This window comes from Candidatus Mycobacterium wuenschmannii, assembly GCF_030252325.1.
GTDB lineage: Bacteria > Actinomycetota > Actinomycetes > Mycobacteriales > Mycobacteriaceae > Mycobacterium > Mycobacterium wuenschmannii.
On record NZ_CP126981.1, the window covers coordinates 374178 to 396962 of the forward strand.

Here is a 22785-nt window from a genome sequence, read left to right on the forward strand (position 1 = left end):
ATACGATTCCGGAGTTCACTAACCACTACCGACGAGCCGCCCGGCGGCGCGTCATCTCCGGAATGAAGAGTGGGTCATGGCAGGCCGCAACAGCGAGCTGCGATTCAACGCCAAGGACGTGGGCGACGCCCGCGTTCTCTCGATCGAGGGCGTGCTCGATGCCACCACTTATCTCGAGACGCGCGAAGCCATCGTCAAAGCCATCCTCGATGAACCCCAGCTCGTTGTGGTCGACGTGACCGGGTTGTCGGTGCGCGAAGAACCGGCCTGGGCGGTGTTCACCAGCGTTCGTTGGCAGACAGCGGAATGGCCCGACGTCCCGGTCGGTTTGGTCAGCGCCCATCAACATGATCGCAATGCGTTGCTGCGCAACGGCACAACGCGTCACGTACCGGTCTACGCGACAGTCGAGTCGGCGCTGTCCGAGATGGCTGTCGACGCAAGGCGGCGCTATCGGCGACGTGCGCGCGCGTCGATACCGGCGCAGCGCAAGAGTATTCGGCGGTGTCGCGAACTCGCCGGGGAGTGGTTGACGGCGTGGTCGAGAACTGACTTCATTCACGTGGTGTCGCTCGTGGCCACCGAATTGGTCGAGGCTGCGTTGGCCGCCACAGACACCGACTTCGTCCTTCGCCTGGAAACCGACGGCTCCACGGTCTCGGTTGCGATACAACATGTCGGCATCGCGAATCCAGCGCGCCGAAAAGCTCACGGCGACAGGGTATCCGGACTTGACCTGGTTGCCGGCAACTCGCGTGCGTGGGGCACCTATACGACGCTGTCCAGCAATACGATCTGGGCTGTCGTCGGACCCGAGAATCGTTTCTGAGCACGAAAACAGGGCCCAGTCCGTAGTGGACCGGGCCCCGTTTGACGTCGTGCTCAGTTCTGGTGCGCCTGCTGCTTCTTCTCCGCCGCCTCGGCGCCGGCCCGAGCTGCCTCGGCCTCGCCTTCTTTCTGGGCGGCGTCGCGCTGCGCCTGCGCCTTGTCCTGCTGGGCTTCGCCCTCTTTCTCGAGGTCCTCGTTCCCGACGACGCTGCCGATGGCCTCCTTGGCCAATCCCTTTGCGCCCTCGACCACGCCCTTGATGGCTTCTTCGGGTCCGCTGTTGTTCTCGTCCGACATGGAGTCCTCCTCTTGGCTCATGTCTCAACCGTCTGGTCGCCGGCCGCGTGGCTGGACCGGTTGGGCTGTGAAAGAGGTGTGTTACCTGCCTCTTCGCGCCGCAGCGTGGCAGATTCCCCGGGCACTCGACGGCCAAACCTCGACTCCGGTTGTGCAGAGCGTGAACGACCCGCGATGCCAGGTCAACCGTCGTTGTGACGCCCGACACCACAGAGCTGTGGCGCACGGATCCCGATTCGCACCGGACGGTGCGCTACTCGAGGGACCTGCCACGCGCGGCCTCACGCGGTCGGCCGGCAACTAGCCGTCGACTCCCGGGACGCACGCCCAGGCGATAGGGCAGGATGGACCCGGCTGTTTTGGGAACAGCCGTCGTGACAGCCCGACGGCGTCTTCCCGCGCGAGGAGTCAGATGACGGAGCAGGGGACCAACGGCGCCGAGTCGTCGAACCGGCCCAACTACACCCGGGTGTTGCTCAAGCTCGGTGGCGAGATGTTCGGCGGCGGACAGGTGGGCCTGGACCCCGACGTGGTGGCGCTCGTCGCTCGTCAGATCGCCGAGGTGGTCCGCACGGGCGTGCAAGTCGCCGTGGTGATCGGCGGGGGTAACTTCTTCCGCGGCGCGCAGTTGCAGCAGCGCGGCATGGAGCGGACCCGCTCGGACTACATGGGCATGCTCGGCACCGTCATGAACAGCCTTGCGCTACAGGACTTTCTGGAAAAAGAGGGCATCGCCACTCGGGTCCAGACGGCGATCACCATGGGTCAGGTCGCCGAGCCCTACCTACCGTTGCGCGCGGTGCGCCACCTGGAGAAGGGCCGGGTCGTCATCTTCGGCGCCGGCATGGGGCTGCCGTACTTCTCGACCGACACCACCGCGGCACAGCGCGCGCTGGAGATCAGGGCCGACGTGGTGCTGATGGCCAAGGCGGTCGACGGAGTGTTCGCGGAGGACCCGAGGATCAACCCGGGCGCCGAACTGTTCACCGCGATCACCCACCGCGAGGTCATCGATCGCGGCCTACAGGTGGCCGATGCCACCGCCTTCAGCTTGTGCATGGACAATCGCATGCCGATCCTGGTTTTCAACCTGCTGACCGACGGCAATATCGCCCGAGCGGTCGCGGGTGAGAAAATCGGAACGCTGGTGACAACGTGAAGGAGGAGCGGGAGTGATTGACGAGGCTCTCTTTGACGCCGAAGAGAAGATGGAGAAGGCCGTAGGGGTGAGCCGCGACGACCTGTCGACCATCCGGACCGGCCGGGCCAACCCCAGCATGTTCAACCGGATCGTCATCGACTACTACGGTTCCGCCACCCCAATCACCCAGCTGGCCAGCATCAACGTGCCGGAGGCACGGCTGGTGGTCATCAAGCCGTACGAGGCCGGCCAGCTCGGCAACATCGAGGCCGCGATCCGCAACTCCGACCTCGGCGTCAACCCGACCAACGACGGAACGCTGATCCGCGTCGCGGTGCCCCAGCTGACCGAGGAGCGTCGCCGCGAGCTGGTCAAGCAGGCCAAGTCCAAGGGCGAGGACGCCAAGGTCTCGGTGCGCAACATTCGCCGCAAGGCAATGGAGGAGCTGGGCCGCATCCGCAAGGACGGCGAAGCCGGCGAGGACGAGGTCTCGCGCGCCGAGAAGGACCTCGACAAATCCACTCAGCAGTACGTGACCCAGATCGACGAACTGGTCAAGCACAAGGAAAGCGAGCTGCTGGAGGTCTAGCGACCGCACAGCAGACGACGGCCGTGGCAGAGACAGATACCGGCGCAGGTATCCCAGCCGAAGATTCGGTGGCGCAACCCCCGCAGAAGAAATCGCGGGCGGGCCGCAACCTGCCGGCGGCGATCGCGGTGGGTGCCGCGATCGGCTTCACCATCATCGCGATCCTCGTTCGGGACCGTTACTTCTGGGTCTTCCTGCTTGCCGTCGCGATGCCCATCGCGACGCACGAGGTCATCCGCAGGCTGCGCGAGGCCGGTTACCTGATCCCGGCCATCCCGCTCTTGATCGGCGGCGAAGCCATGGTCTGGCTGGCCTGGTATCAGCATGCGCACGGATTACTGGCGGGCTTCGGCGCCACCACGGTGATCTGTATGTTCTGGCGATTGGCGCTCGGCACTACGACCGGGTCCGACGGCTCTGCGGACTCGCCGTCGGGTAACTATCTGCGCGACGTGGCGGCCACCGTCTTTCTTGCCGCCTGGGTGCCGCTCTTCGGATCGTTCAGCGTGCTGCTGGCAGCTGAGTCCGACGGCTCGGGTCGGGTGTTCTGCCTGATGATCGGCGTCGTCGCCTCCGACGTGGGCGGCTATGCGGTCGGCGTGCTGTTCGGCAAGCACCCGATGGTCCCGACGATCAGCCCGAAGAAATCATGGGAGGGCCTGGCCGGCTCGCTGTTCTTCGGGATCTCCGCGGTCACGGTGACCGCGACCCAATTGGCTCACCGGCCGGTATGGGTCGGCCTACTACTCGGCTTGACCATCGTGGCCACCGCGACGCTGGGTGACCTGGTGGAGTCGCAGATCAAGCGCGATCTGGGCATCAAGGACATGGGCCGAATCCTCCCGGGCCACGGCGGCCTGATGGATCGGTTGGATGGAGCGCTCCCGTCGGCCGTCGCCACGTGGACCGTCCTGACGTTGCTGCACTGAGGTTTTCCGTGAAGCAAGAGCTGATATTCGAGGCGCCCCGGCGCGCGCTACCGCCCAAGCACCTGGCCGATCTCGATGAGGCCGGCAGCGCCGAAGCCGTTGCGGCGCTTGGCCTTCCCGCGTTTCGCGCCAAACAGCTGGCTAACCAGTACTACGGCCGGTTGATCGCCGACCCTCAGCAGATGACCGACCTGCCGGCCGCGGTCCGCGGGCAGGTCGCCGAGGCGCTGTTCCCGACGCTGCTGACATCGGCGCGCGAGGTCACCAGCGATGCGGGCGAGACCCGTAAGACGCTGTGGCGGGCGGTCGACGGCACCACCTTCGAATCGGTGCTGATGCGCTACCCGAAGCGCAACACGGTATGCATCTCCTCGCAGGCGGGTTGTGGCATGGCATGCCCGTTCTGCGCGACGGGCCAGGGCGGGCTGACCCGCAACCTGTCGGCCGCCGAGATACTGGAGCAGGTCCGCGCGGCGGCGGCGACGCTGCGCGACGAGTGGGGCGACCGGCTGTCCAACATCGTGTTCATGGGCATGGGGGAGCCGCTGGCCAACTACGCCCGCGTGCTGAGCGCGGTGCGGCGGATCATCGGGCCGCCGCCGATTGGCTTTGGCATCTCGGCCCGCTCGGTGACGGTGTCGACCGTCGGCTTGGCCCCGGCGATCCGCAAGCTGGCCGACGAACGTCTCGGGGTGACGTTGGCGCTGTCGCTGCATGCCCCGGACGACGAGCTGCGCGACACCCTGGTCCCGGTGAACAACCGGTGGAAGGTCAGCGAGGCGCTCGACGCCGCGCACTATTACGCCGAGCAGACCGGTCGTCGGGTGTCTGTGGAGTATGCGCTGATCCGCGACGTCAACGACCAGCCGTGGCGGGCCGACCTACTGGGCAAGCGGCTGCACAAGGCGTTGGGCCCCCTGGTGCACGTGAACCTGATTCCTTTGAATCCGACGCCGGGTAGCGAATGGGATGCCAGCCCGAAGCCGGTGGAGCGGGAGTTCGTCAAGCGCGTCCGGGCGGCGGGAGTGGCCTGCACGGTGCGCGATACTCGGGGCCGGGAGATTGCCGCCGCGTGCGGCCAGTTGGCCGCCGAGGGCGGGTAGCTGGAGCGCACGCGCAATGGGCACCGCGTGCGGCCAGTTGGCCGCCGAGGGCGGGTAGCTGGAGCGCACGCGCAATGGGTACCGCGTGCGGCCAGTTGGCCGCCGAGCCGCCTACTTGAGCCAGCCGCGCCGACGACCCCAAATGTCGCGAACCAGGAAGAACAGGCCCAGCAGCACAAAGCCGATGGTCCACAGATCCTCGACATGGCCGACGTGGTTGCCGCGCAGGAACGCCGCCATCAGCATGATCATCAGCAGCCCGTAGACGTGCCAGTTGCGGTGGCTGATCTTGCTCCAGCCCCAGGCAGCCGACGGCACCTCGGCGACGTCGACTCCGTTGACCTGACCGCCTGTGCGTTCCACCTCGGTACCGGCCACGGCAGACTCCTCGGGTTGGGATCGGGATTGCCTGCACATTCTGGCATACGGCTCCCGGTCGGAGATTCGTCGGGCGAGGCGGTGGCGCGGCACAATGGAGGAGTGTCCAACCGCCGTGACGGCCTCGCCGAACGTGAAGCCAGCCGCACACTCGGCACGGGCCGCCGACTCAAGACCCTGGTGTTGGGTAGCACCGGTTCCATCGGCACCCAGGCGCTCGAGGTCATCGCCGCGAACCCGGACCGCTTCGAGCTGGTCGGACTCGCCGCCGGTGGCGGCAACCCGGAATTGCTGGCCCGCCAGCGCGCACAGACCGGAGTGACCAACATCGCGGTCGCCGACGAGCATGCCGCGCAGACCATCGGTGGCGTCACCCACAGCGGGCCTGAGGCCGCGACCCGGCTCGTCGAGAACACCGAGGCCGACGTCGTGCTGAACGCACTGGTCGGCGCGCTGGGACTGCGGCCGACGCTGACCGCGCTGGCGTCCGGGGCCCGCCTGGCCCTGGCCAACAAGGAATCGCTGATCGCCGGCGGGCCGCTGGTGCTGGCCGCCGCGCAGCCCGGCCAGATCATCCCGGTCGACTCCGAGCACTCCGCGCTGGCGCAATGCCTACGCGGCGGAAGCGCCGATGAAGTCGCCAAGCTGGTGCTCACCGCCTCGGGCGGGCCGTTCCGCGGCTGGTCGGCCGCACAGTTGGAAGATGTCACGCCCGAGCAGGCCGGGGCGCACCCGACCTGGTCCATGGGGCCGATGAACACGCTGAACTCGGCTTCGCTGGTCAACAAGGGGCTCGAACTCATCGAGGCACACCTGCTGTTCGGTATCCCATACCGCCGCATCGACGTCGTCGTGCATCCACAGTCGATCGTGCACTCGATGGTGACGTTCACCGACGGGTCGACGATCGCGCAGGCCAGCCCGCCGGACATGAAACTGCCGATCGCGCTGGCTCTGGGCTGGCCGGACCGGGTGCCGGCCGCGGCCGCCGCGTGTGACTTCAGCACCGCGTCGACGTGGGAATTCGAGCCGCTGGACGATGCGGTTTTCCCCGCGGTCTCGCTGGCCCGCCAGGCGGGGGAGACGGGCGGCTGCATGACCGCCGTCTACAACGCCGCCAACGAGGAGGCGGCCGAGGCGTTCCTCGCCGGTCGGATCGGTTTTCCTGCGATCGTGCAAACAATTGCCGACGTCCTGAGCGCCGCCGACCGGTGGGCCGCAGAACCCGCTACCGTGGAAGACGTACTCGATGCACAGCGCTGGGCCCGCGAGCGCGCGCAGAGTGCAGTCACACGGGAGGTTTCACCGACACGATGATGTTCGTCATTGGCATCGTGCTGTTTGCACTCGCCATCCTGATCTCGGTGGCGCTGCACGAGTGCGGCCACATGTGGGTCGCGCTGGGCACCGGCATGAAGGTGCGCCGCTACTTCGTCGGCTTCGGCCCGACGCTGTGGTCGACCCGTCGTGGCGAGGTCGAGTACGGACTCAAGGCCATTCCGGCCGGTGGGTTCTGCGATATCGCCGGCATGACGTCGGTGGAGGAGCTGGCCCCCGACGAGCACGACCGCGCGATGTACAAGCAGAAGACCTGGAAACGAGTGGCGGTGCTGTTCGCCGGTCCCGGCATGAACTTTGTCATCGGGCTGGTGCTGATCTACGCCATCGCCGTCACTTGGGGGCTGCCCAACCTGCATCCCACCGCGGTCATCGGGCAAACAGCCTGCGCGGCAAGCGAACTCAAGCAGGGCGATTTCGAAAAGTGCACTGGCGACGGCCCGGCGGCCGCGGCCGGCATCCGCGCCGGCGACGTGGTGCGCAAGGTCGGCGACAAGCCGGTGACCGACTTCTCCGACATGGCCGCAGTCGTGCAGAAGCTACACGGCACCGTCCCGGTCGTCATCGAGCGCAACGGCCAGACGATGACCAAGTACGTGGACATCGCCCAGCGACAGCGCTGGGTGAGCAACGGCAAAGACGGCGCCAAGCCCGCGAATATCGGCGTCATGGGTGTCGTCGGCACCCAGCCCGGACCGACCCACTACAACCCGGTCAGCGCCATCCCGGGCACGTTCACCTTCACCGGCAATCTGACTGTGCTGCTAGGCAAGTCGCTGATCGCCATCCCGACCAAGGTTGGCGCGCTGGTCCACGCGATCGGCGGTGGCGAGCGATCGCTGGACACCCCGATCAGCGTCGTCGGCGCGAGCATCATCGGCGGTGACACCGTCGACCACGGCGTCTGGATGGCGTTCTGGTTGTTCCTGGCGCAGTTGAACTTCATCCTGGGCGTCATCAACCTGGTTCCGCTGCTGCCGTTCGACGGCGGCCACATCGCGATCGCACTTTTCGAGAAGTTACGCAACGTGATCCGAGAGGCCCGCGGCAAAGTCGCTGCGGCGCCGGTCAATTACCTCAAATTGATGCCCGCCACCTACGTCGTGCTGGTCTTGGTCGTCGGCTACATGCTGCTGACGGTGACCGCGGACGTGGTCAACCCGATCCGGCTGTTTCAGTAGTGCTGGGTCGAATGTGAAAGCGAGAGAAGGCAAACAGTGACCACAGGTCTGGGTATGCCGGCAGCCCCGGCGCCCACGCTGGCACCGCGACGCAAGACGCGACAGCTGATGGTCCGGGACGTCGGTGTCGGAAGCGATCACCCGATTCCGGTGCAGTCGATGTGCACCACCAAGACTCACGACGTCAACTCGACGTTGCAGCAGATCGCCGAACTCACCGCCTCCGGCTGTGACATCGTCCGGGTGGCGTGCCCGCGCCAGGAGGACGCCGACGCGCTCGCCGCGATCGCCAAGAAGAGTCAGATCCCGGTGATCGCCGACATCCACTTCCAGCCGAAGTACATCTTCGCCGCGATCGACGCAGGTTGCGCGGCGGTGCGGGTCAACCCCGGCAACATCAAGGAGTTCGACGGCAGGGTCGGTGAGGTCGCGAAAGCGGCTGGCGCAGCGGGTATTCCGATCCGCATCGGCGTCAACGCCGGATCGCTGGACAAGCGGTTCATGGAGAAGTACGGCAAGGCAACGCCCGAGGCGCTGGTCGAGTCGGCGCTGTGGGAGGCGTCGCTGTTCGAAGAGCATGGCTTCGGCGATATCAAGATCAGCGTCAAGCACAACGACCCGGTCGTGATGGTCGCGGCCTACGAGCAACTGGCTGCGCAGTGCGACTACCCGCTGCACCTAGGCGTCACCGAGGCCGGTCCGGCGTTTCAGGGCACCATCAAGTCGGCGGTCGCGTTCGGGGCGCTGTTGTCGCAAGGCATCGGCGACACCATCCGGGTGTCGCTGTCGGCGCCGCCGGTCGAGGAGATCAAGGTCGGCACCCAGATCCTCGAGTCGCTGAACCTGCGTCCGCGCGGGCTGGAGATCGTGTCCTGCCCGTCGTGCGGCCGCGCGCAGGTCGACGTCTACAGCCTGGCCAACGAAGTGTCCGCCGGCCTCGACGGCCTCGACGTGCCACTGCGGGTCGCCGTGATGGGCTGCGTCGTCAACGGCCCGGGGGAGGCACGCGAGGCCGACCTCGGGGTGGCCTCCGGCAACGGCAAGGGACAGATCTTCGTCAAGGGTGAAGTGATCAAGACCGTGCCCGAAGCGCAGATCGTCGAGACATTGATCGAAGAGGCAATGCGATTGGCTAACGAGACGGGCGCGGACGGATCAACGGCGAGCGGTTCGCCAGTTGTGACCGTAAGCTGATGCTGGCCTAATCGGGCTCCTCAGTCGTCGCAGAAAGAGTCAGTATGTCGGCTCCGCCCATCCGCCGCGCGGTCAGCGAGCGACGGGTGTCAGTTGTGCGTGACGGCGCAGCGGTGCGCCGCGTGTTCGACGACGATCCGGTGGGCTCGTGCATGGTGGCCGCGCGGGTCGCCGACCACGGCCTGGACCCCAACTCGATCGGCGGCGAACTGTGGACGCGCCGCGGGCCCGAGGAGTCGCTGTGCTACGCGGGCGCCAACCTGATTCCGCTGCGAGGCCGGCTTGATGACCTGTATGCGTTCGCCGACGCGGCGGTGACCGGTTCGCGACGGTGTTCGTCGCTGGTCGGCCGCGCCGAGTTGGTCATGCCGATGTGGCAGCGGCTCGAGCCGGCCTGGGGCCCGGCGCGCGATGTGCGCGACCGGCAGCCACTGATGTCGCTGACGACGATGCCGACCTGCGCGATCGATCCCGGTGTGCGCCAAGTCAAGCCGGAAGAACTCGACACCTACCTGGTGGCGGCGATCGACATGTTCATCGGCGAGGTCGGCGTCGACCCTCGCCTCGGTGATGGCGGGCGGGGTTACCGACGCCGGGTCGCCAGCCTGATCGCGGCCGGCCGGGCGTGGGCCCGATTCGAGAACGGCGAGGTGGTGTTCAAGGCCGAGGTCGGTTCGCAGTCGCCGACCGTCAGCCAGATCCAGGGCGTCTGGGTGCACCCCGAGTGGCGCGGGCGGGGTCTTGGCACGGCGGGCACCGCGACGCTGTCGGCTGTCGTCGTCGGCACCGGCCGCACGGCCAGCCTGTACGTGAATGACTTCAACACCGTCGCGCGGGCGACCTACGACCGGATCGGCTTCGTCGAAGTCGGCACCTTCGCCACCGTCCTGCTGGACTGATCGCCTGCGCCTCGTCGACGCGTAGCCGGTTGCGACGACGCGCTGGTCAGCGTCGCACCGACGGAAGTCTCGGCGCGGCAACGATTCGATCTCGGTGCGCCTCCGCACGACTCGGCCATTTGTTTCTTAACATCAGCCACAATGGCAACAAAATTCACAGTGGTATCAGCTGCCACAGCTGCGGCGCTCCTCACGACGACCGCGATGTCGGCTTGCACGCCGAAGCAACAGGGTCCCGCTCCGGAGGCCCAGAAGTTCTTCGCCGCGCTGGCCAACGGCGACACCGCGGCGGCCGCCGACCTGAGCGATGACCCCACGGACGCGCGCGAGGCGCTGAATGCGGCGTGGGCCGGTCTACAGGCCAGCCACCTCGACACGCAGATCCTCGGTTCGAAGTACTCCGAGGACACCGGTTCCGTCAGCTTCCGCTACACCTGGCACCTACCCAAGAACCGGAACTGGACCTACGACGGCCAGCTGAAAATGGCCCGTTACGAAGGACATTGGCAGGTCCGCTGGAACAGCACCGATCTGCACCCCCGCCTCGGTGAGCACCAGACGTTGGCACTGCGGGCCGATGCGCCGAAGCAGGCCTCGGTCAACGAAGTCGGCGGCACCGACGTGCTCGCGCCCGGCTACCTGTACCACTACTCGCTCGACGCATCCAAGGCCGGCGCGTTCCTGATCAGCACCGCCCGCTCGGTGGTCGACGCGCTGCACCCCTTCGACGACACAATCAACGACCCGCAGCGCCTCGCCGAGCAGGCCAGTGGCACCGGCAAGCCGGTCGACCTGATCACGCTGCGCACAGACGACAGCAACAGGATCGCCCCGGCGCTGGGCAGTCTGCCCGGTGTGGTGATCACGCCGCAGGCCGAGCTACTGCCCACCGACTACCACTTCGCGCCGGCACTGATCAACCAGGTGAAGAAGGCCGTCGCCGACCAGCTCGACGGTGAGGCGGGCTGGCGGGTGGTCAGCCTCAACCAGAACAACGTCGACCTCGCTGTGCTGCACGAGGTTGCGCCCGCGCCGGCCCCTTCGGTGTCCATCAGCCTCGACCGCGCCGTGCAGAACGCGGCCCAGCGTGCGGTCGACAACCAGGGACGCCAGGCGATGATCGTGGTGATCAAGCCATCGACGGGCGAGATCCTCGCCGTCGCACAGAATTCCGCCGCCGACGCGCTCGGTCCGCTCGCCACCACCGGCCTCTATCCGCCGGGGTCGACTTTCAAGATGGTCACCGCAGGCGCGGCGCTCGAACGCGACATGGCAAGCCCCAACACGCTTTTGGGCTGCCCAGGGCATCTCGATGTAGGCCAGCGGGTGGTCCCCAACTACGGCGGATTCGACCTGGGCGTGGTGCCGCTGTCTCGCGCGTTCGCCAGTTCGTGCAACACCACGTTCGCCGAGCTGGCCAGCCAGATGCCGCCACGCGGCCTGACGCAGGCGGCCAACAAGTACGGCATGGGCCTGGACTACCAGATCGACGGCCTCAGCACCGTCACCGGATCGGTGCCGCCCACGGTCGACCTGGCCGAGCGGACCGAGGACGGTTTCGGTCAGGGCCGCGTGCTGGCTTCGCCGTTCGGCATGGCAATGGTCGCGGCGACGGTGGCGGCCGGAAAGACGCCGGTGCCCAAGCTGATTGAGGGACGGCCCACGCAGATCACCGGCGACACCACGCCGATCAGCGAGAAGATGATCGAAGGCCTGCGCCCGATGATGCGCCTCGTCGTGACGAACGGCACCGGAAAGGAGATCGCCGGTTGTGGCGAGGTCTACGGCAAGACCGGTGAGGCCGAATTCCCCGGCGGCTCGCACTCCTGGTTCGCCGGATATCGCGGCGACCTGGCCTTCGCGTCGCTGATCGTCGGCGGTGGCAGTTCGGAATACGCGGTGCGGATGACCAAGTTCATGTTCGAGTCGATGCCCGCCGACTACCTAGCCTGAAATTCATTCCAGCGCAACATAAAGGCTGTCGCCCGGCCGCGAGGGGCAGCCGGGCGACAGGGTTTCTTACTCGCCGGATCAGCGGGGGAATGCTGACTCGACTTTGTGGTGCCCGAACCGGTGGGGATGAACCCCCCCAACCCCACCGGTTCGGGTTGCCACCTCAGACTCCGGTGGGGAATCCGAGGAGGGTCTCGATGATCCGCCCCACAGCCGTTGGCTCGCACATGAGTCTCAATTGCCCCCTCGTGGCGTACGAGCCATCGACGAGTCGAAGCGTATAACACGGCGCGGCTCACGTAGCGCGAATCTCTAATAAAAAACTCAGCGGAAGCTACTTCTATATTAAGTCTGCTCTTATGCACGATTCGACGATGTTCGAGCAGTTAAGTATCTGAAGCAATATGCCCGCCTACACCATTATCCGCTGCTCGAACGCGGCAATTCTCTCGGTAAAAGACCAGCTAGGGGATCAGTCAGGTGGACCGCCCACTGCATCGAAGCGGCCTTGACAGCATAGCGACAACCATTTTCACAAACTTGTTTTCAGTCCAAGAAAACGGACTTTTATTCCAAACTGTCGAACTGCGAGTCTGAGAGCGGTTGTGGCGCCACTTTTGACGCCTCAATCAATAAGCCAGAACGCATTCACAAGAGGCGAAATCGTTGCCGTTAAATCGGAATGGCATCGTGCAAATGGACTCCAACATCAGTTCAGGTCGAGTCGATTTTCATACCCATCGGATCAACACCGAGTGCTGAGCGGGGAGGCCGAGCGCGGTCGTGCGACGCGGTCGGCGGCGGTAGATTGGGACGGCCATGACACGTCCTGACGAACTGTCCGAATTGCGGGTTTCCGATGCCGACCGCAACGGGACGTTGCGCCGCCTGCACAACGCGGTAGCGCTCGGGCTGATCGACATCAGTGAGTTCGAGGAGCGCTCGACGCACGTGTCGTACGCCCGCACCCGTCACGAACTCGACAGCCTGGTCGGCGATCTTCCCGGCCCGGGTGCCATCGTCACCTCCGCCGCCGACCGGGTCGAACTGCGCGGCTGGGCCGGTTCGCTGAAACGCCACGGCGAATGGACCGTCCCCACCCGCCTGGCGCTGGTGCGACGGATGGGGTCCGTCGAGCTCGATCTGGTCAAGGCCCGGTTTGCCGGGCCGGTGGTAGTCATCGAACTGGACATGCGATTCGGCTCCGTCGAGATCCGATTGCCCGACGGCGCCAGCGCCTCCATCGACGACGTCGAGGTGTACGGCGGCAGCGCGAGCGATCGGCGCAAGGTCGCACCGGCCGAGGGCACCCCGCACGTCGTCCTGACCGGCCGGGTGGTGTGCGGCTCGGTCAAGGTCAAAGGTCCCCGCCGGTCGCTGGTGCGCCGCCGCGGTCGCGCCTGAACCGCCGCGATACGGATACCCTGGACACCATGCCTGTTCGCTCCGCCCTGTCCGCCGGCGTCGTGTCGCCGACCCTTCCGGTGCCCAAGTCGATCGAGCGCCCGGAATACGTCGGCAGGTCGACGGCGCAGGAGGGGACCGAGCCGTGGGTCCAGACCCCCGAGGTGATCGAGAAGATGCGCGTCGCCGGGCGGATCGCCGCCAGCGCGCTCGCCGAGGCGGGCAAGGCCGTCGCCCCCGGCGTGACGACCGATGAGCTGGACCGCATCGCCCACGACTACATGGTCGACCACGGCGCCTATCCGTCGACGCTGGGATACAAGGGCTACCCGAAATCCTGCTGCACGTCGCTCAATGAGGTGATCTGCCACGGCATTCCCGACTCGACCGTGGTCGAGGACGGCGACATAGTCAATATCGACGTGACGGCCTACATCGACGGCGTGCACGGCGACACCAACGCCACCTTCTTGGCCGGCGATGTGTCCGAGGAGCACCGTCTGCTGGTCGAGCGCACGCACGAGGCAACCATGCGGGCGATCAAGGCGGTCAAGCCGGGCCGCGCGCTGTCGGTCGTGGGTCGGGTCATCGAGTCGTACGCAAACCGATTCGGCTACAACGTCGTTCGTGACTTCACCGGCCACGGCATCGGGACGACATTCCACAACGGCCTGGTGGTCCTGCATTACGACCAGCCCGCCGTCACCACCATCCTCGAGCCGGGAATGACGTTCACCATCGAGCCGATGATCAACCTCGGTTCGCTGGACTACGAGATCTGGGACGACGACTGGACCGTCGTCACCACCGACCGCAAGTGGACCGCGCAGTTCGAGCACACCCTGCTGGTCACCGACTCCGGCGCGGAAATCCTCACCCTGCCGTGATGCCCCGGTCGTGAGCGGCGCGCTGCTGGTCGCCGGCACCACCTCCGACGCGGGCAAGTCGATGGTGGTCGCCGGTCTCTGCCGGTCGCTGGCGCGCAAGGGAATTCGCGTCGCGCCGTTCAAGGCGCAGAACATGTCGAACAACTCCGCGGTCACGGTCGAGGGCGGGGAGATCGGCCGGGCCCAGGCGATGCAGGCCCGTGCCGCCGGCCTGGCGCCGAGCGTTCGGTTCAACCCAATCCTGCTCAAGCCAGGTAGCGACATGACCTCACAGCTGGTCATCAAGGGTCAGGTGGCCGGCACGGCGACCGCAACCGAGTACTGGTCGGACCGCAACACGCTGGCTGCGGTCGTGCAGGACGAATTAGCGCAATTGAGAAGCGAATTCGATGCGGTCATCTGCGAGGGCGCCGGATCGCCGGCCGAAATCAACCTGCGGGCAACCGACTTGGTCAACATGGGATTGGCACGCGCGGCGAACCTACCCGTCGTGATCGTGGGGGACATCGACCGCGGCGGGCTGCTCGCGCACCTCTATGGAACCGTCGCGGTGCTCGAGCCGGCAGACCAGGCGTTGATCGCCGGATTCATCGTGAACAAGTTCCGGGGCGACGTGTCGCTGCTCGAGCCCGGGCTGCGCCAACTCGCCGACCTGACCGGACGCCCGACCTACGGGGTGCTGCCCTACGCCGACGATCTGTGGCTCGACACCGAGGACGCCGTTCCGGTGCTGGCGCACCGGGTGCTGGGAACGCCCCAGGAGCCGCTCGGGTCGCAGTGGCTTCGGGTGGCCGTGCTGCGGCTGCCGCGGATTTCCAACTCCACCGACGTCGAGGCGCTCGCGTGCGAACCCGGGGTGCTGGTGCGCTGGGTGCGTGAACCCGCCGACCTGGCCGACACCGACGTCATCGTGCTGCCGGGAACCAAGTCCACCGTCGCCGACCTGGCCTGGCTGCGGGAACGCGGGCTGGTGGCGGCCATCCGGGCGCACGCCGACTCGGGGCGTGCGGTGCTCGGCCTGTGCGGCGGCTTTCAGATGCTGTGCCGGTCGATCGACGACCCGGTCGAAAGCCGGTCCGGCCGGGTCGAGGCGATGGGTCTGCTGGACGCCGACATCGCGTTCGCTCCCGACAAGGTGCTGCGTCGTCGGGAGGACGCACTGCACGGCTACGAGATCCACCACGGCCGGGTCACCCGCTGCGCGGAAGGCACCTGGTTTGACGTTGACGGGGTGCCCGAGGGCTACCGGCACCGTCAGATCTACGGGACGCACTGGCACGGCTTGTTCGACAACGACTGCTTTCGCCGGGAGTGGTTGGTGGCCGTGGCCGCTGCGGCGGGGCGTGACGGTTTCGTGGTTGCCGGCGATACGAGCGTGCCGGCACGGCGCGACGCCCAACTCGACCTGATGGCCGACCTGCTGGAAGCACACCTCGACGTCGACGCGGTCACGGCGTTGCTCGACGGCGAGCCGCCGCGGCGTTCGACGATCGTCAGCGCGCTGCGGTGACCGCGGCCAATAACAGCCGCAATCAACGGATTTCGACGACGACGTCACGCGTTGTCAACACGGTTGCCGCACGTGTGGTGTTGCCGGAACGTTTCCAATTGCCACTTGGCTAACGTTCCGGTCGAAAATGGCCCGCGCGCGGGCGTTTTCACTGTAATTTGCTGTGGTGCCTTCGGCGATGATGACTACCGTCGACGGGTTTCCCATCCAGGTCTGTGACACCGGTCCGGAGAAGGGCTCCGTCGTCGTGCTGTTGTGCGCGGCGCAGCGGGCACTCCCGGCCTACGAGGCGCTGTGCGAGCGCCTGCACACCGCGTCGCTGCGGACCATCGCGGTCGCACCGGACCCGCGCCTCACGCCCAAGTCCGTCGTCGGCATTCTCGACGTGCTCGACGTCAGCTGGGGAGTCTTGGCCGGCGACCGCGACGGCGCCGAACTCGCCTGGGAACTGGCGGCTACCCGGCTGGATCGCTTCACCGGCCTGGTGGTCATCGACCGGGGCCACCCGCGGGTCGCCGATCACACCGGCGTCGTGCGCGACGACGAATGCCCACCGGTCGAGATCAACACCACCGCACTCGTCAGCACGCCGGCGGCGCGCTCGGTGGCGCAGGCCAGCCAGCGCTTCGTCTACGGCGACTACCGGGTGGTCGAATTGCTCGGCCGGCGCAATGCGCACGAGTCGACGGCGCAGTTGGCCGCCGAGATCGTCCTGCGCACCAGCACCTGGTGACGCCTGCCCCCCTGGCACGCGACGAGTTGCGGCGACTCGTCGACACCGGCGAAGTCGACACGGTGATCGTCGCGTTCGCCGACATGCAGGGCCGGCTGATGGGCAAGCGGGTCTCGGCGAGCGTCTTCGCCGACGAGGTCGCCGAGATCGGCGCCGAGTGCTGCAACTACCTGTTCGCCGTCGACGTCGACATGAACACCGTCGAGGGCTACGCGATGTCGGGATGGGACACCGGCTACGGCGACATGGTGATGCGGCCGGACCTGACGACGCTGCGCCGCATCCCCTGGCTGCCAGCCACCGCGCTGGTGCTGGCCGACGTGGTGGGGCACGATGGCGACGCCGTCGAGCCGGCGCCGCGACGCGTCCTGCGCCGCCAACTCGACCGGCTGCGGGCCCGCGGGCTGCAGGCCTACGCCGCCACCGAGTTGGAGTTCATCGTCTTCGACGACACGTACCGGGAAGCCTGGGCGCGGGGCTACCACGACCTGACGCCCGCGAGCGACTACAACATGGACTACGCGGTGATGGCCTCGAGCCGCATCGAGCCACTGCTGCACGACATCCGGCGACACATGCAGGGCGCGGGTATGCGCTGGGAGGCCGTCAAGGGGGAGTGCAACCGGGGCCAGCAGGAGCTCGGGTTCGTCTACGACGAGGCGCTGACCACATGTGACAACCATGCCGTGTACAAGAACGGCGCGAAGGAAATCGCCGACCAGCACGGCAAATCGCTGACCTTCATGGCGAAATACAATGAGCGCGAAGGCAATAGCTGCCACATTCATCTCTCGCTTCGCTCGCCGGACGGGACACCGGTGTTCGCCGACGACGCCGACCCGCTCGGCATGTCGGCGACCTTCCGCCAGTTCGTCGCCGGTCTGCTGGCCACGTTGCCCGAGCTCACGCTGCTCTGTGCGCCGAACATCAACTCCTACAAGCGGTTTGCCGATCACAGCTTTGCGCCGACCGCGGTGGCGTGGGGTGTCGACAACCGGACCTGCGCGCTGCGGGTCGTCGGGCACGGTGACAGCATTCGCGTGGAGTGTCGGGTTCCCGGCGGAGACGTCAACCAGTACCTGGCCGTCGCGGCGCTGGTCGCGGGTGGGTTGCACGGGATCGAACGCGAATTGCCTTTAGGCGAGCCATGTGCCGGCAACGCCTACGAAGACGGCGGCGCGCAACGGCTGCCAGGTACGCTGGCCGGGGCGGCGACGCTGTTCGACGCGTCGACGGTCGCCCGCGCGGCGTTCGGCGACGACGTGGTCGACCACTACGTCAACAACGCGCGCGTCGAGGTGGCCGCGTTCAACGCAGCGGTGACCGACTGGGAGAGGGTTCGCGGGTTTGAGCGGTTCTAGACCTACGTCGACGATGCGGGCCGGGGACGGCCCGGGGAGGAGTCGGGTGAATGCGGCCTGAGCCGCCAGTCATCGGTCTCACTACGTATCTGCAGCGGGCCCAGACCGGCGTCTGGGACGTGCCCGCCAGCTTTCTTCCCGCCGTCTACTTCCAGGGTGTCACCGCGGCCGGCGGTGCCGCGGTGCTGTTGCCGCCGCAGCCGGTGGATTCCGTTGTCGCCGAACGGATCCTGGACAGCCTGGACGGCCTGCTGATCACCGGAGGAACCGACGTCGACCCGTCGACCTACGGCCAGCAGCGGCACGAGAGTACTGACCAGCCCGCGCAGCAACGCGACGAGTGGGAGTTCGCGCTGCTGCGCGCGGCACTCGCGCGACGGCTCCCGGTGCTGGGCATCTGTCGCGGGGCGCAGGTGCTCAACGTGGCGCTCGGCGGCACCCTGCATCAGCACCTGCCCGACGTGATCGGGCATGGCGGCCATCGGGCCGGCAACGCGGAGTTCACCACCCTTCCGGTCCGCACCGTGGCGGGCACCCGACTGGCCGGCCTGCTCGGCGAATCCGTCGACGCGCGGTGCTATCACCATCAGGCCATCGCCGACCTCGGCGAGGGGCTCGTGGTCAGCGGCTGGGATGCCGACGGGGTGGTCGAGGCGCTCGAACTGCCGGGCGACGGCTTTGTGCTTGCGGTGCAGTGGCATCCGGAAGAGAGTCTGGACGACCTGCGGCTGTTCTCGGCGATCGTCGAAGCGGCGCGGGACTACGCGAAGGAGACATAGTGGATCTGACGCAGCGGCTGGCGGGCAAGGTCGCCGTGGTCACCGGAGGTGGCGGCGGCATCGGACTGGCCTCGGCGCGGCGCTTGCACGCCGAGGGTGCCAGGGTGGTCATCGCCGACATCGACGAGCGGACCGGTACCGCGGCGGCCGGAGAGGTCGGCGGACTGTATGTCCCCGTGGATGTTTCGGACGAGGCCTCGGTCAACACTCTGTTCGACACGGTGGTGGAGCGCCACGGCGCGGTGGACATCGCCGTCAACAACGCCGGCATCTCGCCGCCCGACGACGACTTGATCGAGAACACCGAATTGCCTGCGTGGCAGCGGGTTCAGGACGTGAACCTGAAGTCGGTGTACCTGTGCTGCCGAGCGGCGTTGCGGCACATGGCGCCCGCCGGACGCGGTTCAATCGTCAACATCGCGTCGTTCGTCGCGGTGATGGGATCGGCGACATCGCAGATCTCCTACACCGCCTCCAAGGGCGGGGTGCTGGCTATGTCGCGAGAGCTCGGCGTGCAGTTCGCCCGACAGGGTATCCGCGTCAACGCGCTGTGCCCGGGCCCGGTGAATACCCCACTGCTGCAAGAACTTTTCGCCAGCGACCCCGAGCGGGCGGCCCGACGTATGGTGCACGTGCCGATGGGCCGCTTCGGCGAAGCGGACGAGATCGCGGCCGTAGTCGCGTTTTTGGCCAGCGACGACGCCTCGTTCATCACCGCGGCAAGTTACCTCGTCGACGGCGGCATCAGCGCGGCCTACACGACGCCGCTGTAGCGCGTCAGCCGGCTGACTTCGGCCGCTCGGCCAACCCCAGCCGCAGGTGCTCGCTGTGATAGATCGCCTCGTCGAGAAGCTGGGCGACGTGGTTGTCGTACAGGCTGTAGACGATGCTGCGGCCAGTGCGCGTGCCCACCACCAGTCCGAGATTGCGGAGCAGCCGCAGCTGGTGTGAGACCGCGGACTGTTCGAGCCCGATCGTGTCGGCCAGCTCGTTCACCGGCAGCGGGCCCTGCCGCAGCTCGGTGAGGATCAGCAGCCGACTGGGGGTGGCCAGGGCTTGCAGCGTCGTGGCGACGTGGGATGCCGCATCGGCATCGAGCCGCGCGACCGGGCGGTCCCGGCCCTCGACCCCGTGTCCCATAGCCGATCAGAATACCTCAAAGACATACATGAAGATGTGTTCATATTTTCTGCTATCGTCGGCCGCGACCGCCCACCGCGACACGGAGGTAGACGATGGCTGTGCCGACAACGGCACTTCACCGCCCGGAGCTCTCCCCGCCGACGGCACCGGCCCGGCGCACCAAACTGTTCGCGCTGCCGGAGATGCGCTGGGCAGCAGCGTCTTTGGCGCTGTTTCTGGCGGGCCTGGCCGCACAGGTTTCCGGCGCGCCGCAAGACGTGTGGTGGGCGCTGTACCTGGCCTGCTACGCGACCGGCGGCTGGGAACCGGGCCTGGCCGGGCTGCAGGCGTTGCGGGTCAGGGCCCTCGACGTCGACCTGTTGATGGTCGCGGCCGCAATCGGCGCCGCGGCGATCGGGCAGATCACCGACGGCGCGCTGCTGATCGTCATTTTTGCCACCTCCGGGGCGCTCGAGGCGCTCGCCACGGCGCGGACTGAAGACTCGGTGCGCGGGCTGCTCGATCTCGCGCCCGAGACGGGAACCCGAGTGGTTGACGACGGCACCGAGCACAGCGTCCCGGCCGTCGAACTCGAGATCGGTGATGTCATTGTGGTGCGCCCGGGCGAGCGGATCGCTGCCGATGCCACGGTCGTGTCAGGCGCGAGTGAGGTCGACCAGGCCACCATCACCGGTGAGCCGCTGCCGGTGAACAAACGTTCCGACGACGAGGTGTTCGCCGGAACGCTCAACGGCACCGGCGTACTACGCCTGCGCGTCGACCGGCGGGCCGAAGATTCCGTCGTCGCACGCATCGCGTCGCTGGTCGAACAGGCCAGCCAGACCAAGGCCCGCGCCCAGCTGTTCATCGAGAAAGTCGAACAGCGTTACTCGATCGGCATGGTCGCGGTCACCATCGCGGTCTTCGTCATCCCGTTGCTGTTCGGAGATCACTTGCAGCCGGCCCTGTTACGGGCGATGACCTTCATGATCGTCGCCTCGCCGTGCGCGGTGGTGCTGGCCACCATGCCGCCGCTGCTGGCCGCGATCGCCAACGCCGGCCGCCACGGCGTGCTGATCAAATCCGCCGTGGTGATGGAAGAGATGGGCGCTACCACCCAGCTCGCTTTCGACAAGACTGGGACACTGACTCGCGGCTCGCCGGAACTGGCCGAGGTGCACGTCCTCGATGCCGGCTTCAGCGAGGACGAGGTGCTGCGGTTGGCCGCGGCCGCCGAGCATCCCAGTGAACATCCGCTGGCCGCCGCGATCGTCGGCGCCGCCGGTGAACGTGATGTGCGATGGTCCGCGGTCAGCGACTTCACGGCGCACCCGGGACGTGGCGTCAGCGCCCGAGTGGACGGCCGCGTGATCGACGTCAGTTCTCCGGACGAGTTCGAGTGTGCACCGGTGGGTGAGCTGCAGGCCCGAGGCTACACCGCGGTGGTCGTAGCGTGTGACGCGAAACCGATTGGTGTGCTGGCGATTACCGATCAGTTGCGGGGCGAGGCCGGTGCCGCGGTCGCGATGTCGACCCGCATCACGGGTGCCGCGCCGATCCTGATGACCGGCGACAACCGCCTCGTCGCTGAGCAACTCGCCGCTCAGGTCGGCATCTACGAGGTGCACGCCGGACTGCTGCCGGACGACAAGGTGCGCATCGTCCGCGACGCTCAGGCCGCGGGACGCAAGGTCGCGGTGGTCGGCGACGGCATCAATGACGCGCCGGCCCTGGCCGCTGCGGACACCGGAATTGCCATGGGCGGGGCGGGATCCGACCTCACGCTGCAGACCGCCGACGCCGTCGTCATCCGCGACGACCTCACGACCATTCCCACCGCGATCAACCTGTCCCGCCGGGCCCGCCGGGTGGTGGCGGCCAACCTTGTCATCGCTTCGACGTTCATTGGCGTACTCGTCGTGTGGGATCTGGTCGGCACCTTGCCGTTACCGCTCGGCGTCGCCGGTCACGAGGGGTCGACGGTCATCGTCGGACTGAACGGGTTGCGCCTACTGCGCCGCTCGGCATGGCGCAGGGCGGACACCCTCAGCCGTGAAAACTGATCAGCGGGATCGCCATCTCGGCTGGCGTCGGGCCGCCGTGCAGGCCGACGAGCTGCGCGACTTCGGGCGGTTCGCGACGGCCGGCCAGCACCGCGGTGTCGCCGCTGCAGATGACCACGACGTCGCCGATGCGGGCCAGGTGCCGGGGGAGCACCGGGCCGAAAAGCCCCGCGGCGACGGCGTTGTCGCGGCTCAGCACCTCGGCCTTGCCGTCGAGCAGTTCGGTCCAGGCCGCGATCACGTCGGTTGCCGCGCCGGGCTCGGTGTGCAGGTAGCGCACCCGGGGCTCACCGGCGACGACGCGAACTCCCGCCGACAGCCGCGGGTCGGTGTCCAGGTCGATCCGCTCACCCACGTTCAGTCCGCCGTGGTCGGCGGTGACGAGCAGGGCGGCGTCCGACGGCAACGACTCCAGCAGCCTGGTCAACAGCCCGTCCACATAGGCTCCGGCGGCGTGCCACTCCGTCGACCCGACGCCGAACAGATGCGCCGCGGTGTCCAGGGCGGAGGTATAGGCGTACAGCAATCCCGTTGCGGTGGCGACTTGTTCGTTTACCGCGTCCGCGTAGTCGTCGCCGTGGTCGACCGCGCAGAACCGCGCTCCACGATAGGCCGACTCGGTCAGCCCGCTGCCGACGAACGGTGTGGGCAGCACCGCGCAGGCGTCGACGCCGGCGCGCTGGAGGCGCTCGAACCAGGTTGGGACGGGCTGCCATTCGGCGGGCGGCGGATCGTCGCGCCAATAGATATGGGCAAGCACACGCTCGGTCCCGGGCACGTTGACGGTGAAACCCAGCAGCCCGTGCTGACCCGGCGCGGTCCCGGTGCCCAGCGACGCCAAACTTGTCGGCGTCGTCGATGGGAAGGTACAGACCAGTTCGTCCAACCGGCCCGCGCCGCCGGCCAGTACCGACGCGAGAAGTGGTGCGCTCGAACTCAACTCGGGCAGCAGATGCAGGCCCATGCCGTCGACCAACAGCACGACGACCCGCCGCGCGTCGCCGACCTTGTCGGTCAGTTGCAGCGTATCCGCGGCCTCCCGTACCCCGAGCAGCGCGGCCGCACCGGGCAGCACGTCGCAGATCGAGGCATGCAC

General features: G+C 67.3%; 22 protein-coding genes. 18 read left to right on the forward strand and 4 right to left on the reverse strand.

Translation table 11 applies throughout. The features are described from left to right. Positions 1-76 precede the first annotated feature (76 nt). Positions 77-829: an STAS domain-containing protein gene (locus PT015_RS01910; protein WP_285188440.1), complete on the forward strand. Its 753-nt coding sequence runs from the start codon at positions 77-79 to the stop codon at positions 827-829. Positions 830-882: 53 nt separating this feature from the next. Here PT015_RS01910 and mbp1 read toward each other — a convergent pair whose 3' ends face one another. After that, positions 883-1125 (reverse strand): microaggregate-binding protein 1, encoded by a 243-nt coding sequence (gene mbp1 / locus PT015_RS01915; protein WP_285190876.1) that lies wholly within the window; start codon positions 1123-1125, stop codon positions 883-885. A gap of 412 nt (positions 1126-1537) precedes the next feature. Here mbp1 and pyrH point away from each other — a divergent pair, with 412 nt between their 5' ends. From pyrH to rlmN, 4 genes are read left to right on the forward strand one after another with little or no spacing between them, the layout of a single operon-like run. Beyond that, entirely contained in the window at positions 1538-2284 is a 747-nt protein-coding gene (gene pyrH / locus PT015_RS01920) for a UMP kinase (protein ID WP_285188441.1), read from the forward strand. A 13-nt stretch (positions 2285-2297) separates the two neighbouring features. Then, entirely contained in the window at positions 2298-2855 is a 558-nt protein-coding gene (gene frr / locus PT015_RS01925; protein WP_285188442.1) for a ribosome recycling factor, read from the forward strand. A gap of 23 nt (positions 2856-2878) precedes the next feature. Then, the gene (locus PT015_RS01930; RefSeq protein ID WP_285188444.1) at positions 2879-3784 is read left to right on the forward strand and encodes a phosphatidate cytidylyltransferase; all 906 of its coding nucleotides are present in this window, start codon (positions 2879-2881) and stop codon (positions 3782-3784) included. Positions 3785-3792: 8 nt separating this feature from the next. Next, positions 3793-4887 (forward strand): 23S rRNA (adenine(2503)-C(2))-methyltransferase RlmN, encoded by a 1095-nt coding sequence (gene rlmN / locus PT015_RS01935; protein WP_285188445.1) that lies wholly within the window; start codon positions 3793-3795, stop codon positions 4885-4887. A gap of 111 nt (positions 4888-4998) precedes the next feature. Here the strand turns inward: rlmN and PT015_RS01940 are convergent, their stop codons facing one another. Continuing rightward, a complete protein-coding gene (locus tag PT015_RS01940; RefSeq protein WP_285188447.1) occupies positions 4999-5265 on the reverse strand; it encodes a DUF2631 domain-containing protein in 267 nt (88 codons plus the stop codon). Positions 5266-5367: 102 nt separating this feature from the next. On the opposite strand from PT015_RS01940, the gene dxr reads away from it, so the two are divergent. From dxr to PT015_RS02000, 12 genes are all read left to right on the forward strand, one after another. Further along, positions 5368-6582, forward strand: a complete 1215-nt coding sequence (dxr, locus tag PT015_RS01945) for a 1-deoxy-D-xylulose-5-phosphate reductoisomerase (RefSeq protein WP_390887914.1) — start codon at positions 5368-5370, stop codon at positions 6580-6582. Further along, positions 6579-7784 carry a M50 family metallopeptidase gene (locus tag PT015_RS01950; RefSeq protein WP_285188448.1) on the forward strand — a complete coding sequence of 402 codons (1206 nt, stop codon included), beginning with the start codon at positions 6579-6581 and terminating at the stop codon, positions 7782-7784. Before dxr ends, PT015_RS01950 begins: the two co-directional genes overlap by 4 nt. Positions 7785-7820: 36 nt before the next feature. After that, a complete protein-coding gene (gene ispG / locus PT015_RS01955; protein WP_285188449.1) occupies positions 7821-8978 on the forward strand; it encodes a flavodoxin-dependent (E)-4-hydroxy-3-methylbut-2-enyl-diphosphate synthase in 1158 nt (385 codons plus the stop codon). A 44-nt stretch (positions 8979-9022) separates the two neighbouring features. Then, positions 9023-9877 carry a GNAT family N-acetyltransferase gene (locus tag PT015_RS01960; protein WP_285188451.1) on the forward strand — a complete coding sequence of 285 codons (855 nt, stop codon included), beginning with the start codon at positions 9023-9025 and terminating at the stop codon, positions 9875-9877. Between the two features lie 141 nt (positions 9878-10018). Continuing rightward, positions 10019-11830: a penicillin-binding transpeptidase domain-containing protein gene (locus PT015_RS01965; protein ID WP_285188452.1), complete on the forward strand. Its 1812-nt coding sequence runs from the start codon at positions 10019-10021 to the stop codon at positions 11828-11830. 819 nt (positions 11831-12649) lie between these two features. Next, positions 12650-13234: a DUF1707 SHOCT-like domain-containing protein gene (locus PT015_RS01970; RefSeq protein WP_285188453.1), complete on the forward strand. Its 585-nt coding sequence runs from the start codon at positions 12650-12652 to the stop codon at positions 13232-13234. A gap of 29 nt (positions 13235-13263) precedes the next feature. Then, positions 13264-14121, forward strand: a complete 858-nt coding sequence (map, locus tag PT015_RS01975; protein ID WP_285188455.1) for a type I methionyl aminopeptidase — start codon at positions 13264-13266, stop codon at positions 14119-14121. Between the two features lie 61 nt (positions 14122-14182). Continuing rightward, entirely contained in the window at positions 14183-15631 is a 1449-nt protein-coding gene (locus PT015_RS01980) for a cobyric acid synthase (protein WP_285190878.1), read from the forward strand. Positions 15632-15812: 181 nt separating this feature from the next. Then, positions 15813-16364 (forward strand): alpha/beta hydrolase, encoded by a 552-nt coding sequence (locus PT015_RS01985; protein ID WP_390887984.1) that lies wholly within the window; start codon positions 15813-15815, stop codon positions 16362-16364. Then, positions 16361-17725 (forward strand): glutamine synthetase family protein, encoded by a 1365-nt coding sequence (locus PT015_RS01990; RefSeq protein ID WP_285188459.1) that lies wholly within the window; start codon positions 16361-16363, stop codon positions 17723-17725. Before PT015_RS01985 ends, PT015_RS01990 begins: the two co-directional genes overlap by 4 nt. Before the next feature lie 50 nt (positions 17726-17775). Continuing rightward, positions 17776-18504, forward strand: a complete 729-nt coding sequence (locus PT015_RS01995) for a gamma-glutamyl-gamma-aminobutyrate hydrolase family protein (protein ID WP_285188460.1) — start codon at positions 17776-17778, stop codon at positions 18502-18504. Then, positions 18501-19277, forward strand: a complete 777-nt coding sequence (locus PT015_RS02000; RefSeq protein ID WP_285190879.1) for a 3-oxoacyl-ACP reductase — start codon at positions 18501-18503, stop codon at positions 19275-19277. The genes PT015_RS01995 and PT015_RS02000 overlap by 4 nt, the downstream gene beginning before the upstream one ends. Positions 19278-19281: 4 nt before the next feature. Here PT015_RS02000 and PT015_RS02005 read toward each other — a convergent pair whose 3' ends face one another. Beyond that, positions 19282-19644: an ArsR/SmtB family transcription factor gene (locus PT015_RS02005; protein WP_285188461.1), complete on the reverse strand. Its 363-nt coding sequence runs from the start codon at positions 19642-19644 to the stop codon at positions 19282-19284. A gap of 95 nt (positions 19645-19739) precedes the next feature. Between PT015_RS02005 and PT015_RS02010 the strand changes: the two genes are divergently transcribed. Next, the gene (locus PT015_RS02010) at positions 19740-21689 is read left to right on the forward strand and encodes a heavy metal translocating P-type ATPase (RefSeq protein WP_285188462.1); all 1950 of its coding nucleotides are present in this window, start codon (positions 19740-19742) and stop codon (positions 21687-21689) included. On the opposite strand, the gene PT015_RS02015 is transcribed toward PT015_RS02010, so the two are convergent. Continuing rightward, positions 21673-22785 (reverse strand): alkaline phosphatase family protein, encoded by a 1113-nt coding sequence (locus tag PT015_RS02015; RefSeq protein ID WP_285188463.1) that lies wholly within the window; start codon positions 22783-22785, stop codon positions 21673-21675. The two genes, PT015_RS02010 and PT015_RS02015, sit on opposite strands and share 17 nt — an antisense overlap.